Raw genomic sequence first — 15,406 nt, 5'->3', positions numbered from 1 at the left:
TAGGTGGACCGCGGTATGCCGTGAAAGTGGCACGTACCGTGCGGATCGGGGGAAAAGTTAGAGATAACTTCAAAGACTTACCTATCGATATTGAATGCTAATATGCCAAAAGGAAGAGGAATGGTAAAGTGGCAACCGTTTGCTAGTATGCCAGAGCAGTTCGTCTGTATTAAAGAAATGATACAGGAGCAAACAAAGATCCCGCGTCCAATCTTAACGCAAGATGCAAAAGAAAGAATTGAAAATAAGCTGTTAATTTCATATTTAGGTGAGGAAGAGGTTTTACTTACATATTATAAAAATGGCTGTCTATATAAAAATTACATAACAGTAGCTGATATAAATCCATTAAATAAGACGATTACTTGTACGGATGCTTTTCGTAATCAAAGAATGTTTAAGTTTTGTGATGTAATGGAAGTGGAGTAAAGTGTGACTGGAATCCATATTTGAACCATAACTTTGCCATTTTGGCAAGGTTATGGTTCTTTTTGTTTGCGGAAAAGATATGCTTCCTCTTTAAAAAGTAAATAGCTAAAGTATATTTTTAAAAATTTTCATGGGTGAAAAAGAGCAAGCGTCCTAACACTAGAAGAGTTATGACTTAGGTAAATTACTTAACAGAAAAAAATCGAGTTGAAACCGTGAGGGCTGATAACACAGTAATCTCGATTTGTGGAAAAGAATTTAACTATGAGAAACTAAATTTTAAAAAGGTCATCAACCAAAAAACACTAATCTTATGTAAGATTAGTGTTTTTTGGTATTTTCCTCTTGTTTTTGAGTATGATCACTGGCTAATCTTGTGGGGGCCAAACGCCACAAATTTAACGTAACTTTATATGGCGTAAATGAATTTTTCATTCAATAGATCCAGGTAATTGTACCTTCTAGATTTCTGTAAGTGATTTTAAATCCATATCAACTTAAACTTCTTTATGACTCGATTTAAAAAGTATATACAACTTCTTGGCAAGAAATTGTGGTGTATACGGCATGTCCCTATGTAACCACTTTACAATTGTTCCAATTAAAGCTGAAGAACCGTACCAAATAACAATATCTTTTGGCATGTCTTTAGTAACGAGAAAGGGGTGACTTTCTGTTCTCTCTGTTATTTTGTCTGAAAGTGTATTTAACAAGCGTTCTGTAAAAATCGGTGTTCGCCTAGAACCAAGAACTACTTTATAGAATTTAGCATTGTCAGCAATGTACTCAAGTAGGTCTACGAGTTTTAACCATTCTATATCCTCAGAGGAATCTGAGGGGTTTTGCTTACTTATCATTATCTTCTCAATATCCTCGACCATTTCCTGTGCCATTTTCTCCAACATATCATGAATATCACGATAATGGAGATAGAACGTAACACGATTAATGGTCGCACGTTCTGCAATTTTATTAACTGTTATTTTGCTAATTTCCATCTCTTGTAGAAGATCTATTAAAGCAGTTTTTATTAACTGGCGTGTACGGATGATTCGAGGGTCTACACGGGACTTTGGATGGTTTGTCATATCTAATCACCTTTCCTATTAATTAGAAATTTACAATATTATAAGTTCTGTCTATTATCTTAGACTTTATTAACAGAAAGCATAAGAAGTGATAACTAATAGACAGTTATTAAAAAATTGTCTGTTGTCATAATAATCTATAATAATGTAATTTATATAGTGTAAATTATTCAACACTTTGTAAAAAAAGTCTACGTTAAAATTAGAAAGGATATGAAAGAATTGCATAATCAGACTAAAACAGTCCCCAATTCGATAAAAAAAGGACCTATTATGTTCATTATGATTTTAGGTGCTTTTCTTGCAACATTAAACCAAACACTCATGAGTGTCGCTACTCCTGAACTTATGGTTGAATTTAAGATTTCGGCTACAACAGCCCAGTGGTTAACGACCGGTTACATGCTAGTAAACGGCGTCTTGATCCCTATTACCGCATATTTAATGCAACGGTTTACCACACGTGAACTCTTTCAAACTTCCATGCTTATATTTCTAGCTGGAACCATTGTTTCAGCTTTAGCAACAGGATTTCCTGTCTTGTTAACCGGACGTATGATTCAAGCAGCCGGTGCAGGAATTATTATGCCATTGCTTACGCATGTTATTTTGACCATCTTCCCTCGCGAAAAGAGGGGAGCAGCTATGGGAATGGTGGGACTTGCCGTCATTTTTGCACCAGCAATTGGTCCTACAATTGCCGGATACATGATTGATAACTATAAATGGGAGACGATGTTTTACGGAATGATTCCATTTACTATCCTTGTTATTGTGCTGGGATTCATTTATCTCCGAAATGTATCCGATCGAATCAAGACAAAATTTAATATCCTAAGCGTCATTCTTTCGACCATTGGTTTCGGTTCATTAATTTACGGTTTCAGCCAGGCTGGAAGTCTTGGCTGGTCAGATATAGAGGTAATAGGTACGATTACTATAGGTATCTTAGCCCTTGTACTCTTTTCATGGAAGGAATTAAGATCACAAAATCCATTGCTTGACTTACGTGTATTTAAATACAATATGTTTTCTTTAACAACAATCATTAATATCGCAATTACTATGGTTATGTATGCAGATATGATGTTACTTCCGTTATATCTCCAAAATATGCGTGGTTTCACAGCCATTGAGTCTGGTCTTCTGCTTCTTCCTGGTGCGCTGGTTATGGGATTCCTTATGCCAGTTACCGGTAAGCTATTCGATCGCTTTGGTGCGAAATGGTTAGCTATTATTGGAATGACAATTACCATTATTACAACAATGGGCTTTATCAATTTGACGGATTCCACTAGTTATATCTATTTGATTCTCATGTCAACAGGACGTCGCATTGGTATGGCCTTGATGATGATGCCGATTCAGACTGCAGGTCTAAATCAATTGCCACAACGGTTAAATGCACATGGAACAGCAATAAGCAATACGATTCGTCAAGTTGCCGGTGCTGTCGGTACTTCGCTTCTCGTGACAGTTATGACGAGCCGTACGAAATCATATCTGCAGGATATGGTTCCTACCGCAACAGCTAAAGGGTTGAATCAAAAAGAGCTTGTTACAGAAGCCTCTATACAGGGGATTAATGACGCTTACCTTGTCATCATTGGAATTGGTATCATCGGATTAATACTTTCCTTCTTTATAAAGAAAGTTAAACAGGCTTCCGAATTAGAAACTAACATTCCTGCCGAGATGGTAACTACAGAGAAATTAAAAATAAATTAAAACCATTTGAATTCCCGAATCAAAAAGAAGAAATTTATACCAACTGTTAGTCATCATATTTGGAGTAAATCGTATCTATCTTATGTTGGCTAGGAATGAGATGTACTCCAAATATGACTATTTATAGATTGAGTTATAAAATTTGTATTTTTAAGGAGGAATATCAGTGAAAAAAGAGGTAATTGCAATTCAAGAAGTCCCTAATTTCCAGACGCGTACTGAAGAATTTTTCCCTTTAAAGTGGTATAAAGAAATGCTTCACAATCATTCTGTTTATTTTCACGAGGAAACAAATACATGGAATGCGTTTAAGTATGAAGATGTTAAGCAAGTGTTAACCAATTATGAATTCTTTTCAAGTCAAGGGCCTAGAAGCGGTATTTTTGTCGGTGATAATAAAAATCAAAAAAATACTTCACCTATAACAATGATTACGTTCCTTGATCCTCCTGACCATCGAAAAGTACGGTCCTTATTGGCAACAGCTTTCACTCCCCGCAGTTTAAAAGAGTGGGAACCCCGTATTCAACAAATTGCAACGGAGCTTGTAGAAAACATACAAGAAAATTCTACGATTAATATCGTGGACGCTTTGGCATCCCCTTTACCTGCTCTAGTAATAGGCGATTTATTTGGCGTACCTGCACAAGGTCAAGGTCAGTTTAAAGATTGGGTTGATATTTTGTTCCAACCATACGACAAAGAAAGGTTAGAAGACCTTGAACAACAAAAACAAAAGGCAGCGAAAAAATATTTTGAATATCTGTATCCTATTGTAGTTCAAAAACGTTCGAACCTTTGTGATGATATTATCTCTGATTTGATTCGAGCTGAAGTGGATGGGGAAAAACTTACGGATAATGAGATTGTACAAACAACTATGTTACTTTTAGGGGCAGGTATTGAAACAACTAGTCACGCAATAGCCAATACATTCTATTCATTGCTTTATGATGACAAGTCATTATATGAAACACTAAGAAAGGATATAGGTCTAGTCCCTAAAGCCGTTGAAGAAATGCTTCGATATCGCTTTCATATTTCAAAAAGAGATCGTACGGTCAAAAAAGATAATAATCTATTAGGGATTGAGTTAAAAAAAGGTGACGTAGTCATTGCTTGGATGAGTGCATCCAATATGGATGAAAATATGTATAGCGATCCTTTTTCTATAGACATTCATCGCTCAAATAATAAAAAGCACCTAACTTTCGGAAGTGGTCCACATTTTTGTTTAGGTGCACCTCTTGCACGATTAGAAATGAAAATTGTATTAGAGGCATTCTTACAAAAGTTTTCATGTATCGAACCAGTTGAAGGGTTTGAATTAGAAAAAAACTTAACTGCTTCTGCTACGGGACAGTCCTTGACTTATCTACCAATGAAAGTTTATGGGATTTAGCCCATACCCATCAACTTAAGAATTTTATAATAAACCAGGATGAAGATTCCATGTGTGCTACCTCAGTTTGATTTATTATATTTTAATTTCAATTTCACTATAATAAAAAAAGGAAAACATCGAACTTTCTTAACAACAAGTCTACAAGTAAAAGAAGACATCTTAATCGATGTCTTCTTTTCAAAAACACCATCCTTTCCTATACTCTATTGAAAGAATAGTATTTTTTCGTGTTATGACTACAAAATTATAATTTTTATAAATCAAAAAAAATGCCCATAAGAGAATATATAATTACAGTCGAAAACAAGATAGTCATATGAAGAAGTGAATAAACAAACATTGATTTTGCCCATTTCTCTGAATCCATTTTTTTATAGCCGAAAATACTTAAGACGAGCCATAAAATGCTTAAAAGAAGTGCTACTAACGTAAGGCCGAGGCTTAAAGAGCTAAATAGGAAACTCATTGCAATTAAAATGATTAAATAAATATTAGTTTGCAAATATGTTCTTTTAACACCTTTGACTACTGGAAGCATAGGAACTTTAGCTGCCTTATACTCATCGTGTTTGCGAATAGCTATGGCATAGAAATGAGGCATTTGCCAAATGACTGTAATCACAAAAAGACCAAGAATAGCAGGATGTGTAATGTCTGGATAAATAGCAGCCCATCCAATAAGAGGGGGCATTGCTCCTGAAATACTTCCAACCTCCGTATTATAAATTGTTCTTCTTTTACTCCACATTGTATATGGGACAATATAAAAAAATAAGCCTAAAAACCCTAAGAATGCTGCTAGCAGAGTTGTTAATGCAAGAGAAAACAATCCCAAGGTGGTCATTAAAATACCTAGCCATAATACAGCTTTTGGTTTTATTTCTCCTGTCACTGTGGGTCTATTTTTTGTTCTCTCCATAATAGAATCAATATCACGATCATACAAGTTATTAAAAGCTCCTGCTGCACCCATTACTAAAATAGAGCCAATCAAAGCAAATACTATTTCTGGAAGTTTCTCAAACAAGCTAATCTGATATGTATATAATGCCAATGTTAATCCAGCAAACATTGGAATCAGGTTTGATTTAATAATCCCGGTTTTAACTGTTTGCGCTAAAATTTTTGCTGGAGTCTGTTTTGGTGTTTTAAGGGAATCTATCTTTTGCATTATTTCTCGTCTCTCCTTTTACTAGATTATCTATAATTTTCATAATCTAATCTAAAATGACATTATTGCTGATTATTTAATACATAGATTCCTTCCGTAATTTAAATACCAAACGGAATTTATATACTATATGGTATATTAGTTCTATATGATATAATTGTCAAGATACGGAGGAGGAGAAATGATCAAACGAAGATTAACTCAAGAAGAAAGAAAAAAGGAAACACGGCAATTACTTTTAGAATCAGCCGTTGAGGTCTTTGCTCAATTAGGCTTTCACGGAGCTTCTGTTGATAAAATTGCAGAGTATGCCGGGTTTAGTAAGGGAGCCGTTTATGCTCATTTTAATTCCAAAGAAGAGCTCTTTCTAGCCATATTGGAAAAACAAATGCGTTTACACGTGAATAACATCCATCAAATAATAGACCAACAGCATTCATTATCACAATTCATCGGAATTTTGGATGAATATTCTCTTTCAAGTAGACAAAAAAATCGAACATGGAGCATGCTTAACATGGAGTTTCTCCTTTATGCGATGCGTGAAGAATCGGTACGCCATAAATGGTCAAATATGATAACCAAATCGGTAGAACAAATTTCCGAAGCTATTGAGAAATTGATGTCAAAAGAGAATGAGAATGAATCTGCTCTATCTGCTAACGAAATGGCATGGACTATTCTTTCATTAGAAAATGGTATGGCCCTATGTTATTATATTAGCGAAGAACATATGCCCTTAAATTTATTTGGAAAAGCATTACAAAATATGCTCCTGTCTCCTCGTCAAGAAGATTAGAAAATTCTCTTGTCTAAACAGAGTTTAAATACACAAACCTAAAAATAGAGTACAATTGTGAACATCAAATATCGAATAAGATAAATGGTTTTAATATACAAGTGATGTGTAACCTTTTTAAAACTATTAAGTATAAGTTATCTAATAAAAGTAAAAAATCACCTTAATATATATAAACTATACAATTATTATTAGAGAGTAGATTGATTATGCTTCTTATCATTAATCTATCAAGTTCTTTAATTTGATAAAAGGAAAGTACATATAGTTCATGTCTAATATATACTTTTCTATACTTCATAAGGATATTTATACTTTAGATCTTGATAATACACAATATCAACGTTTTGTCGGTAGTACATATGCTATTCAAGTTAATATTTTAAAGATTCCTAAAACATCGCCTTATCTCTAAATAGCTATTTAAGGGCCTTCAGCTCATCTTTTTCTTTTTGAGGAACAATGAATTTCTTAGCTTGATGGTGATGTGGTGCTACCCCTTATACTAAATAATTATCAAAGCTTCAAAAAATAAAGTTTTTTGAGGCTTTTTTTATATAGTTAAGATGGATAAATAGAGTGTCTTTAATAGACCTTCTTATCAAAGAAATGAGGAAAAACATGTACTGATTTTTCGGAAATATTGATAAAAACATTGTTTGTTTATTGATATTAAATATTATCTAATCGCTAAAATGAACTATTTTAGTTTGAAAAAATATATATTTATAAAACTTACATTGGAAAAGAGAGGGGAAAAGTTATCTGTTCTTAATTACATAAGAAGAAAGCTATTTGATATAAATCCATTAAATAAGACGATTACTTGTACCGATGCTTTTCATAATCAAAGAATGTTTACGTTATGTGATGTAATTGGGGTAGAGTAAGGTGTGAATTGAATCCATATAAAGATTTATGGCCAACCATGAATAAATAGTTGGCCATAGTGATCTTAAAGATCCATATCTTTTAATCCAGGACTATGCTCGTTTGGCATTTTAGGAAGGTCCGGTAGAGGAGAACCTTTTGACGGGTCAGTTACTGTTAATGTTCCTTTGTTTCTACTTGGGGATTCACCTTGGATAAAGTAGGCTTTATTGATAACGAATCTGTATTTTTGATTGATTACCGCCTATTCCTCATACATCATTTTCCTCGTCATTCCACCGTCTACGATAAGGTTTATACCTGTAACAAAATCATTTTCAGTGGCTGTTAAATACAGACAGGCTCGTGCAATATCATCTGGTTTTCCTACACGCCTTGATAGATGCTGTTCATGATCAATTTTACTTAACTTTGAATAATCTCCGGTTTCAATCCAACCTGGGGAAATAGCATTCACTGTAATCCTATCTTCGCTAAATGAGGCTGCGAGCGCATGTGTAATAGTAACGATCCCACCTTTTGTGGCAGCATAAGATTCTGAATTTGGCTCAGACATAATCGCCCTTGTAGAGGCGATATTCACAATAGATCCACCTTCTTTGTTATGACGCATATACTTTGCTGCTTCACGCGAACCCAAGAAAACGCTTCTTAAGTTTGTATTGATCACATCGTCCCATTCTTCTAGCGAAACATCGTAAGGAGACTTGAATAACTCTTTTCCGGCATTATTGATTAAAATATCTATCTGACCGTATGTTTGATTAGCTACTTCCATTAATCGAATAATATCTGTTTCCAGCCTTACATCTGTTTGTACGAAAAGTGCTTCTTTACCCTGTTCTTTCATCTTAGTAACTGTTGTTGCACCTGCTTTTTCGTCTATATCTGCTAAAATAACATTGGCCCCTTTTTCTGCATAATGTAAAGCGATTTCTCTCCCGATTCCATTTCCAGCCCCTGTTATGATCACTGATTTATTAGAAAAATCCATTGTAATTACACTCCTTTTTAAAAAATATAACGTCTTTATTTTTTTATATAACATACAAAAATTATCTTTCTGCATCAGCAATAGTAAATTGATTATGCCAGTATTTTTATTCTTCACTAATAAAGGGAGTAATTATTTTTTTTTCATAAGAAGATAACACGATATTCGTTGATGGCGTACCATATTGCATTGAATCATCAATAAATTGTTCTAAACTTTCTACAGAATGTGTGGCTATTTTGACAATGTAGCTAATTTCTCCTGCTACTCTATAACACTCAAGTACATCTGGATGATTGTAGCAAAAGTTAGATAATGATTTACAATTTGTTGATTTAAACAGTATAAGTGCAGAAATTGGACGATTTATTTTTTTTAGAGAAACATGTGCATGGTAACCTTCAATAATTTGTTGTTCCTCTAACTTTCGTACTCGCTCAGTTACTGACGGGGAAGATAAATGAACCGCTTCCGCTAAATCCTTCATTGAAATTTTTGCATTTGACTGTAATAGTCCCACGATTTTTTTATCAATTTGATCCATAAATTATCCAACCTTTTTTTATAAAATAGAATAACCTAAATTCTTTATAAAATAAAGCCGAACAATCAAATATCCTTATTGAACTTATTTATCAGCCTTCTATACTTGTATAAAATAAGGATAGAAGGAGGAGGTTTACGATATGAAAAAGATTTTATTATTATTAGCTGACGGGTTTGAAGCAGTAGAAGCTAGTGTATTTACAGATGTACTAGGCTGGAATAAATGGGAGGGAGATGGATCGACCGAGGTCGTAACAGTTGGTCTTCGGAATAAATTAACTTGTACTTGGAATTTTACTGTCATACCCGAAAAAACAGTTGATGATATTCAATTAGATGAGTTTGATGCGCTAGCTATTCCAGGAGGGTTTGAAGAAGCTGGTTTTTATCGGGATGCATATAGTAGAGAATTCTTACATGTTATTCAACATTTTTATGCCAAGCAGAAGCCTATTGCCAGTATTTGTGTTGCATCATTAACGCTTGGAAAAAGTGGAATTCTTGTAGGTAAAAAAGCTACCACATACAGTCATCCAACGAGTAAACGAAAAGAGCAGTTAAAGAATTTCGGTGCAATAGTACAAAATGATTTAATTGTACAAGATGGAAATATTATTACATCATCAAATCCAGGCACAGCTTTTGATGTTGCGTTTTTATTACTTGAAAAATTAACATCTAAAAAGAATGCTGAACATGTAAAGGATCTTATGGGATTTTAGGCATTTAATCTTCTTGTGAGTTTTTGGTGCTTGCTAGAAGTAGTATGAAAAGTCGCCGTGCTCTATTTGCTGAACCAGAAAAAAAGAAAAAGGGTTTAATTATTACAATATTTATAATAGGAGAATTTTTATGATTATAACACTTTTCACATATATTTTGTTAGGTCTATCTTTAGCGATACCTGCAGGTGCTATGACAGTCCAAATGACGAAACAAGGAATGAGAAATGGTTTCGTACATGGTTGGTTTGTAGGTATAGGAGGAATGACTGTAGATTTATCTTTAATAGTCCTGATTTATCTAGGGTTCTCTAGTGTATTAACCAATCCATGGGTAGAAACAGTTATGTGGCTACTAGGTTTTGTATTTTTAATGTTTATTGGAATAGAAAGTATTAAAGAAGCAAAGTCAGAAGTTAACATGGAGGGAGAAGATCCTAATAAATCTTTATTATCAGCGTATTTATCTGGTTTTATGATTGCTATATCACCGGCTAATATTGTATTTTGGATAGGGGTCTTTGGCCCGGTTCTAGTTTCTTCATTAGGTAATGCAAGCGCATCTGCATTTATATTAATAGCTGTAGGTATTTTATTAGGTATCTTTATGCATGATATGATCTTATTAAGCTTTGTTCATTTTACTAGACGTTTTCTAAATCCAACCTTTATTAAAAGGGTATCTATATTTGCCGCAATAGTCCTATTCGGATTTAGTGGTTATTTTGGTTACGAGTTTATAAAACAAGTAATGACTTTTATCTCAAAAGTATAGTTCTTATAAACTTAAATAGGATGGTTATAAGGTAAATATGTTATATCACGTAGGCAAGCCCTCAGGAATTCGTTGATCCCTGAGGGCTTAAAATTCACTTCATGTAGCCTTTAAAAATCCTGAAGTTGTATGAGCTTAGCTTGATAGAGATGGGGTACCATCCCATCTCTATCAAGCTAACAAAACAAAATTCCCCCTAATGTTAATGTACAGAGATAATAAAGTTTTTCAATTTACAATAAAGTCGTTTAAAACATAATAAAGTTGTTTTAAACGACTTTATTATGTTATTCAACAATTGGGCCAGATTGTGAAATAAGAAAGGACTCTTGAGGATCATTCTTGAAGTTGTAAGTTATTCCTTTAAAGGGAAAATCGGAGTTAAGATTACAAGGTAGAATCATGAAAGGGGTATTTCTGTATGTTACCAATGGATAAACCTGGACAAATTGTTATTATGAACGGTACTCCTAGATCTGGGAAATCCAGCATCACCACTGTAATCCAGAGCACGTTTAAAGGTGTGTGGATGAACTTAGGAGTAGATGGGTTCATGCAAATGACCCCAGAACGCTATCAGCCAGGTATTGGGTTACGCCCTGGTGGCGAGCGACCCGATATTGAGCCCTTGGTTATACTTATGTATAAAGCCATGTATGAGTCTATTGCTGCACATAGTCGTTTAGGGATAAACGTCGTAGTTGATGTTGGTCATCATGACAATTATTCCGTCCCATGTAGAATTCTGCCCGAATGTGCACGGATACTAAAGGGACTGCCAGTTATGTTTGTGGGGGTACATTGTCCAATTGAAATTATTATGAAACGACGGATAGAAACATGGAAAGTTGGTTACTCAGAAGATGGTTCAATCCCATTACCAGTAAAACTATGGCAAGAGTCCGTCCATGAGCCCGGTATTTATGACTTAGAAATCGATACTTCTGTACTAAACCCTGAAGAGTGTGCTAATTTAATTCGCTTGAGGCTCGAAAATGGTTCACCCCCGACAGCATTTCACTTAATTGAACACATGGGAACTGGCTAATGCTTTGTTATGGCACGGATTACAGTATAAACCTCGGTTTTTCTATGAATCAGGTGATTATTTCATTCTGATATTGTAGAGCAATCTTCCATATAAAATAAGCCGAATTTTCTACGCTAAGGAATTTTCGGCTTCAATTCGTTATAAGTTAGTTGCCACTTCGTTTTCTCTATATTCTTTCACTATTTTATAAAAATTATTTTTTCTTTAGTTTCAATAGCCTCGAACTTAACTCCCGTTAATTCTCCAATTTTTCACTTTGGATAAGTTTCTCCTTTAGTTCATGTGTTGGATGGAGTGTGAGGCTCCAATCTTGCATTCCATTTTGTTGTTCTCTTCGAAAATTCTTCTTATATAATCTGTTGCGATTGCTTGTAAACAAGTTCTTAAGTCCTGGCTTAAATAGCGATAAATTTGCAGTTGTCTTTTAACATATTCTTGTTGTTTTGAGTTTGATTTTTTGATCATATCAATCACAGCATCGTATTCGAAAAAGAAATGTTTTTTATTAACTTCAATTATAAAAACATCATTTTGAACAGGGTTTTCAAAGAAAAATCGCTCAAAGAATGTAGGTTGTGTCTCGTTATGTACAAGTTTTAACATAGAGTATTGCTCCTTTTACTGTATGATTTTATATTTTGTCATCTAATAATTTTTCTAAGATGGGGTAGTATCACATCACTATCAAGTTGAAAAATACGTTCTTCCTCAAAATGAAAAAATGAACTGAATTTCTATGGACAACTATGAAAGGATGAAGCTTTCGTTTGGGGATACTTCAAAATCTTAGGTTGATGGGTAAGTATGGTACCCCCTAATTGTCCCTTTTGTATTTTTGGAATTATTAGATATTATTTATTTGAAAAAGCTTGCCATGAATGAAAATGGCAAGCTTTTTATCTCTATGAGTAATATTTAACTACATTAAATTAGAAATTAATTAGCTCGTTCTAATTTTTATATAAAAAGGAAGCGAAATCGTAATTAACTTATTTTGTAGATATTTCCTTTTTTGAATAGTCATAAGTGTAATGACTATTCTTTCCAAGGTGAATGTAAAACGCAATCACAGAAATTTTTGCGTTTAAAGCCTGGAAGAAGTAACGAGCAAACATCTGCTTTAATGTTTCCAAAAGTAGTTTCAGGTTTATGAGCGAAACCTTCAAGGAAAGCAGGAAGGATTTTTTGTTTGAAATTATCTCGAGGGAAAGCAGATACAACTTGCTCACGAATTTCCTCTGAAATTTCGTCATACCCATCCCCCATAACATCGTATCCTACTCCAGAATAAATTAATGCAACTTGGGGTTCTTTATATTCAGCAATTCCAATCGTTGTGTGAAGTGCAATCGAATCCCAAACCAGTCTAATTGACTCATTATCCATGCCATGTTGTTGCAGAAAACTACGTGCAGCATTTGCACCATCTACTTCAAAACGTTTGTCTGGACTACTAAATTTCTTTGTAAGCCCAAGATCATGGAATAGAGCGCTAACATATAATAGCTCTTCGTCATACTTAAGATCAGCTTTTTTCCCTTGAAGAGCACCGAATAAGTAAACACGATTTGAATGATTCCAAAGTAAATCGTTACCATATTCACGAAGAATTTCTTGCGCCTCTACTGCTATTTTACTATCTGGAATTACGATACCTGCAACTGTTTTTTGCATATAAATTGCCTCCTATAAATAATTGATATTGTTGATTTTCTTGCTAGCTCATGAGCTTAACTTAATTATATAAAGCATCTATTATTTATCAATGTAATCGTTTCTATCGTTTTCATAGAAGATATCTATGATTAAGGTTTCAATAAATCATCAAGAAACAAACTCAAATAACTACTTTTAACTTAAAAAACTTTGGCGCTTCCTATTTCACAAATTAAATCTATCCTTAATATAAATGTTTTATGTACTCAAAATAATAGATGTCATCTATGTTAACTATAGAAATTATAGAATTGATTAATAGTTAACTGAGAGTTAAACTGAAGTTGCTTTACAAGATAGCAATACGAAATGATAAGTAACTTTAATAGACAAAAAATCTCACGATAAGGGGTATATAAAGTATCTTGTAAAGCGTGGCTTTAAACGTAAAGATATCTGTATATATTTAGGTTAGAACTTAAAGGTAATCCTTTGAATCCATTATGCTTTTGCAAAAGGGGACTAGTGTGAAATGAAGTTATTTTCTTGAAGTGAATGGCTTTCATTCTTCTATGTATATGAATAAAAAATAATGAAAGCTTGTTGATGGCAAAGATTATATTATCAATGTTTGCTTTACGTTTTTTATTTAAATTAAGTATTTGAATGTGTTTTAGCTAGTTCGCTATTGCAAAGTAGATTGGAGGAATAATAAATGGAGGTTTTTCATTCTGGAGAGCGTACTGTACACGATTTATTAGGTGTACAAAAGATTGCAAACTCTGCAAGTACAATGATTCAACAGACACTCCCGAAGAAGTTTATGAATTTTCTCAATGGACAGAATTCATTCGTGATGTCTTCTATGGATCAAAGAGGGAGAGTTTGGAGTTCATTTTTAGCAGGAAATCCTGGGATCATACAAGCTATCGAAGCCGACATAGTTAAAATCAATACAAAAATAAACGAAGGTGACCCTTTATTTTTAAATATTTTACAACATAAAGAAGTAGGAATTTTAGTAATTGATTTTGCTTCCAGAATAAGAATACGAATAAATGGTAAGGTTTCGATAGTTTATCCAGATGGAAACTTTGAAATCAAAATTGAACAAGTATTCGGTAATTGTCCTAAATATATACAGGCGAGAAGATTCGAATATAAAGCTGTTGAAGAAATTGTAAATAAGAAACTTCATCCGCGTAACACTTTAAATAAAAAGCAACAGAATTGGATTAGTGAATCCGATACTTTTATTATTGCAAGTGCAAGTTCTGAGGAAAAGATGGACATTTCCCATAGGGGTGGGATGCCAGGATTTGTTTATGTCATTAATGAAAAAACAATTATATTTCCAGATTACGCAGGAAACATGTTGTTCAATACCTTAGGAAATATTGTTCAAAATCCCAATGTTGGGTTACTGTTTTTTGATTTTAATACTGGGGCTACATTACAAATCACAGGAGAAGCAAGTATCATTTGGAACATTGATAAAGATATTCTCTCAAAGTTCCCTGGTGCGCAACGTTTAGTACAATTTCAAATAATTGAAGTACATGAAGCACCTTGTTATGAATCTTATAATTGGGAATTCGTAAATTATTCTACTTTCAATCCAAAATAGAAAAGGCGGGAAAATAATATGCAAATTAATATCACTGTTACAGAAGCTGCTATTAAACATTTCGAAAGTTTAGAGACTAAATATCCTAACCATTTTCGATTTCTACAATATGAAATGGGAGGCTGTGGGCGTCCATTGGATGGTGTTGTAAGAATACAATTAATTAAATCAGATGTAGGTTTCGAAGAAATTCAAACAAACTGGAAATCATTTTATATAAACAAAGCCTCTTTAGCTTTTCTTGACGATAATTTAACTATTGATTTCTTTGAAGGGTTTCAAATTAGAAGCTCTAGTCAAACTTATAGTCACAACATCCCTTTAGAAATTGAAAAATAAGGGTACTCATTGTTCAATATATAGAAATTTTTAAGAGGAAAGGTGAAATAAATCATATATAGCCAACTAAATTTTTGTAAGGGAAAGGCTATAGGATATTAAATATACCCACTAAGCAAAATTATTATCGAATCTCAAATAACAAAAACGTAATTTTCTCTAATGAATTTAATTAGAGAAAATTA

Annotated in this window: 15 protein-coding genes and 2 pseudogenes; 10 read left to right on the top strand and 7 right to left on the bottom strand. The window is 33.5% G+C overall.

Annotated elements, in window-relative coordinates:
- Positions 1-87 precede the first annotated feature (87 nt).
- Positions 88-429 (top strand): YolD-like family protein, encoded by a 342-nt coding sequence (locus tag MR115_RS25515; RefSeq protein ID WP_242243181.1) that lies wholly within the window; start codon positions 88-90, stop codon positions 427-429.
- 497 nt (positions 430-926) lie between these two features.
- Here the strand turns inward: MR115_RS25515 and MR115_RS25510 are convergent, their stop codons facing one another.
- Positions 927-1,517: a TetR/AcrR family transcriptional regulator gene (locus tag MR115_RS25510; RefSeq protein ID WP_242243177.1), complete on the bottom strand. Its 591-nt coding sequence runs from the start codon at positions 1,515-1,517 to the stop codon at positions 927-929.
- Between the two features lie 213 nt (positions 1,518-1,730).
- Between MR115_RS25510 and MR115_RS25505 the strand changes: the two genes are divergently transcribed.
- Together MR115_RS25505 and MR115_RS25500 are read left to right on the top strand one after the other, a co-directional pair.
- A complete protein-coding gene (locus MR115_RS25505) occupies positions 1,731-3,245 on the top strand; it encodes a DHA2 family efflux MFS transporter permease subunit (RefSeq protein WP_375337825.1) in 1,515 nt (504 codons plus the stop codon).
- Positions 3,246-3,411: 166 nt separating this feature from the next.
- A complete protein-coding gene (locus tag MR115_RS25500; protein WP_242243175.1) occupies positions 3,412-4,647 on the top strand; it encodes a cytochrome P450 in 1,236 nt (411 codons plus the stop codon).
- Between the two features lie 256 nt (positions 4,648-4,903).
- Here MR115_RS25500 and cyoE read toward each other — a convergent pair whose 3' ends face one another.
- The gene (cyoE, locus tag MR115_RS25495; protein ID WP_242243174.1) at positions 4,904-5,821 is read right to left on the bottom strand and encodes a heme o synthase; all 918 of its coding nucleotides are present in this window, start codon (positions 5,819-5,821) and stop codon (positions 4,904-4,906) included.
- Positions 5,822-6,002: 181 nt separating this feature from the next.
- Here cyoE and MR115_RS25490 point away from each other — a divergent pair, with 181 nt between their 5' ends.
- Positions 6,003-6,620, top strand: a complete 618-nt coding sequence (locus MR115_RS25490) for a TetR/AcrR family transcriptional regulator (RefSeq protein WP_242243173.1) — start codon at positions 6,003-6,005, stop codon at positions 6,618-6,620.
- Between the two features lie 794 nt (positions 6,621-7,414).
- Positions 7,415-7,510 (top strand): annotated as a pseudogene (locus MR115_RS25485) (YolD-like family protein); the annotation flags it as partial.
- A 65-nt stretch (positions 7,511-7,575) separates the two neighbouring features.
- Here the strand turns inward: MR115_RS25485 and MR115_RS25480 are convergent.
- The 3 genes and pseudogenes from MR115_RS25480 to MR115_RS25470 form a co-directional block, all read right to left on the bottom strand.
- A pseudogene (locus MR115_RS25480) lies at positions 7,576-7,704 on the bottom strand (manganese catalase family protein); the annotation flags it as partial.
- 51 nt (positions 7,705-7,755) lie between these two features.
- Complete coding sequence (locus MR115_RS25475) at positions 7,756-8,505, bottom strand: glucose 1-dehydrogenase (RefSeq protein ID WP_242243172.1); 750 nt, start codon at positions 8,503-8,505, stop codon at positions 7,756-7,758.
- 106 nt (positions 8,506-8,611) lie between these two features.
- Complete coding sequence (locus tag MR115_RS25470) at positions 8,612-9,049, bottom strand: Lrp/AsnC family transcriptional regulator (RefSeq protein ID WP_000372089.1); 438 nt, start codon at positions 9,047-9,049, stop codon at positions 8,612-8,614.
- Between the two features lie 142 nt (positions 9,050-9,191).
- Here MR115_RS25470 and MR115_RS25465 point away from each other — a divergent pair, with 142 nt between their 5' ends.
- The 3 genes from MR115_RS25465 (at position 9,192) to MR115_RS25455 (ending at position 11,596) form a co-directional block, all read left to right on the top strand.
- On the top strand, positions 9,192-9,773 hold the full coding sequence (locus MR115_RS25465; protein ID WP_000722336.1) for a DJ-1/PfpI family protein: 582 nt from the start codon (positions 9,192-9,194) through the stop codon (positions 9,771-9,773).
- Between the two features lie 130 nt (positions 9,774-9,903).
- On the top strand, positions 9,904-10,548 hold the full coding sequence (locus MR115_RS25460) for a LysE family translocator (RefSeq protein WP_242243171.1): 645 nt from the start codon (positions 9,904-9,906) through the stop codon (positions 10,546-10,548).
- A gap of 421 nt (positions 10,549-10,969) precedes the next feature.
- Complete coding sequence (locus MR115_RS25455) at positions 10,970-11,596, top strand: chloramphenicol phosphotransferase CPT family protein (protein WP_242243170.1); 627 nt, start codon at positions 10,970-10,972, stop codon at positions 11,594-11,596.
- A 276-nt stretch (positions 11,597-11,872) separates the two neighbouring features.
- Here the strand turns inward: MR115_RS25455 and MR115_RS25450 are convergent, their stop codons facing one another.
- Positions 11,873-12,202 (bottom strand): hypothetical protein, encoded by a 330-nt coding sequence (locus MR115_RS25450; protein WP_242243169.1) that lies wholly within the window; start codon positions 12,200-12,202, stop codon positions 11,873-11,875.
- A gap of 432 nt (positions 12,203-12,634) precedes the next feature.
- Positions 12,635-13,273 carry an HD domain-containing protein gene (locus MR115_RS25445; RefSeq protein ID WP_242243168.1) on the bottom strand — a complete coding sequence of 213 codons (639 nt, stop codon included), beginning with the start codon at positions 13,271-13,273 and terminating at the stop codon, positions 12,635-12,637.
- Between the two features lie 697 nt (positions 13,274-13,970).
- Here MR115_RS25445 and MR115_RS25440 point away from each other — a divergent pair.
- A complete protein-coding gene (locus tag MR115_RS25440) occupies positions 13,971-14,882 on the top strand; it encodes a pyridoxamine 5'-phosphate oxidase family protein (RefSeq protein ID WP_097864117.1) in 912 nt (303 codons plus the stop codon).
- An 18-nt stretch (positions 14,883-14,900) separates the two neighbouring features.
- Complete coding sequence (locus MR115_RS25435; protein ID WP_001166648.1) at positions 14,901-15,221, top strand: iron-sulfur cluster biosynthesis family protein; 321 nt, start codon at positions 14,901-14,903, stop codon at positions 15,219-15,221.
- Positions 15,222-15,406 lie beyond the last annotated feature (185 nt).

Source organism: Bacillus cereus group sp. BfR-BA-01309 (assembly GCF_022664315.1).
Taxonomy (GTDB): Bacteria; Bacillota; Bacilli; order Bacillales; family Bacillaceae_G; genus Bacillus_A; species Bacillus_A mobilis.
The sequence above is the reverse complement of the archived record's forward strand: the minus strand, read 5'-3'. Positions and strand labels throughout refer to the sequence as shown.

Excerpts from the sequence above, each read along its gene's own strand:
- MR115_RS25510 (WP_242243177.1), bottom strand. The coding sequence starts at position 1,517 with ATGACAAACCATCCAAAGTCCCGTGTAGACCCTCGAATCATCCGTACA.
- MR115_RS25505 (WP_375337825.1), top strand. The coding sequence starts at position 1,731 with ATGAAAGAATTGCATAATCAGACTAAAACAGTCCCCAATTCGATAAAA.
- cyoE (WP_242243174.1), bottom strand. The coding sequence starts at position 5,821 with ATGCAAAAGATAGATTCCCTTAAAACACCAAAACAGACTCCAGCAAAA.
- MR115_RS25490 (WP_242243173.1), top strand. The coding sequence starts at position 6,003 with ATGATCAAACGAAGATTAACTCAAGAAGAAAGAAAAAAGGAAACACGG.
- MR115_RS25475 (WP_242243172.1), bottom strand. The coding sequence starts at position 8,505 with ATGGATTTTTCTAATAAATCAGTGATCATAACAGGGGCTGGAAATGGA.
- MR115_RS25470 (WP_000372089.1), bottom strand. The coding sequence starts at position 9,049 with ATGGATCAAATTGATAAAAAAATCGTGGGACTATTACAGTCAAATGCA.
- MR115_RS25465 (WP_000722336.1), top strand. The coding sequence starts at position 9,192 with ATGAAAAAGATTTTATTATTATTAGCTGACGGGTTTGAAGCAGTAGAA.
- MR115_RS25460 (WP_242243171.1), top strand. The coding sequence starts at position 9,904 with ATGATTATAACACTTTTCACATATATTTTGTTAGGTCTATCTTTAGCG.
- MR115_RS25455 (WP_242243170.1), top strand. The coding sequence starts at position 10,970 with ATGTTACCAATGGATAAACCTGGACAAATTGTTATTATGAACGGTACT.
- MR115_RS25450 (WP_242243169.1), bottom strand. The coding sequence starts at position 12,202 with ATGTTAAAACTTGTACATAACGAGACACAACCTACATTCTTTGAGCGA.
- MR115_RS25445 (WP_242243168.1), bottom strand. The coding sequence starts at position 13,273 with ATGCAAAAAACAGTTGCAGGTATCGTAATTCCAGATAGTAAAATAGCA.
- MR115_RS25440 (WP_097864117.1), top strand. The coding sequence starts at position 13,971 with ATGGAGGTTTTTCATTCTGGAGAGCGTACTGTACACGATTTATTAGGT.
- MR115_RS25435 (WP_001166648.1), top strand. The coding sequence starts at position 14,901 with ATGCAAATTAATATCACTGTTACAGAAGCTGCTATTAAACATTTCGAA.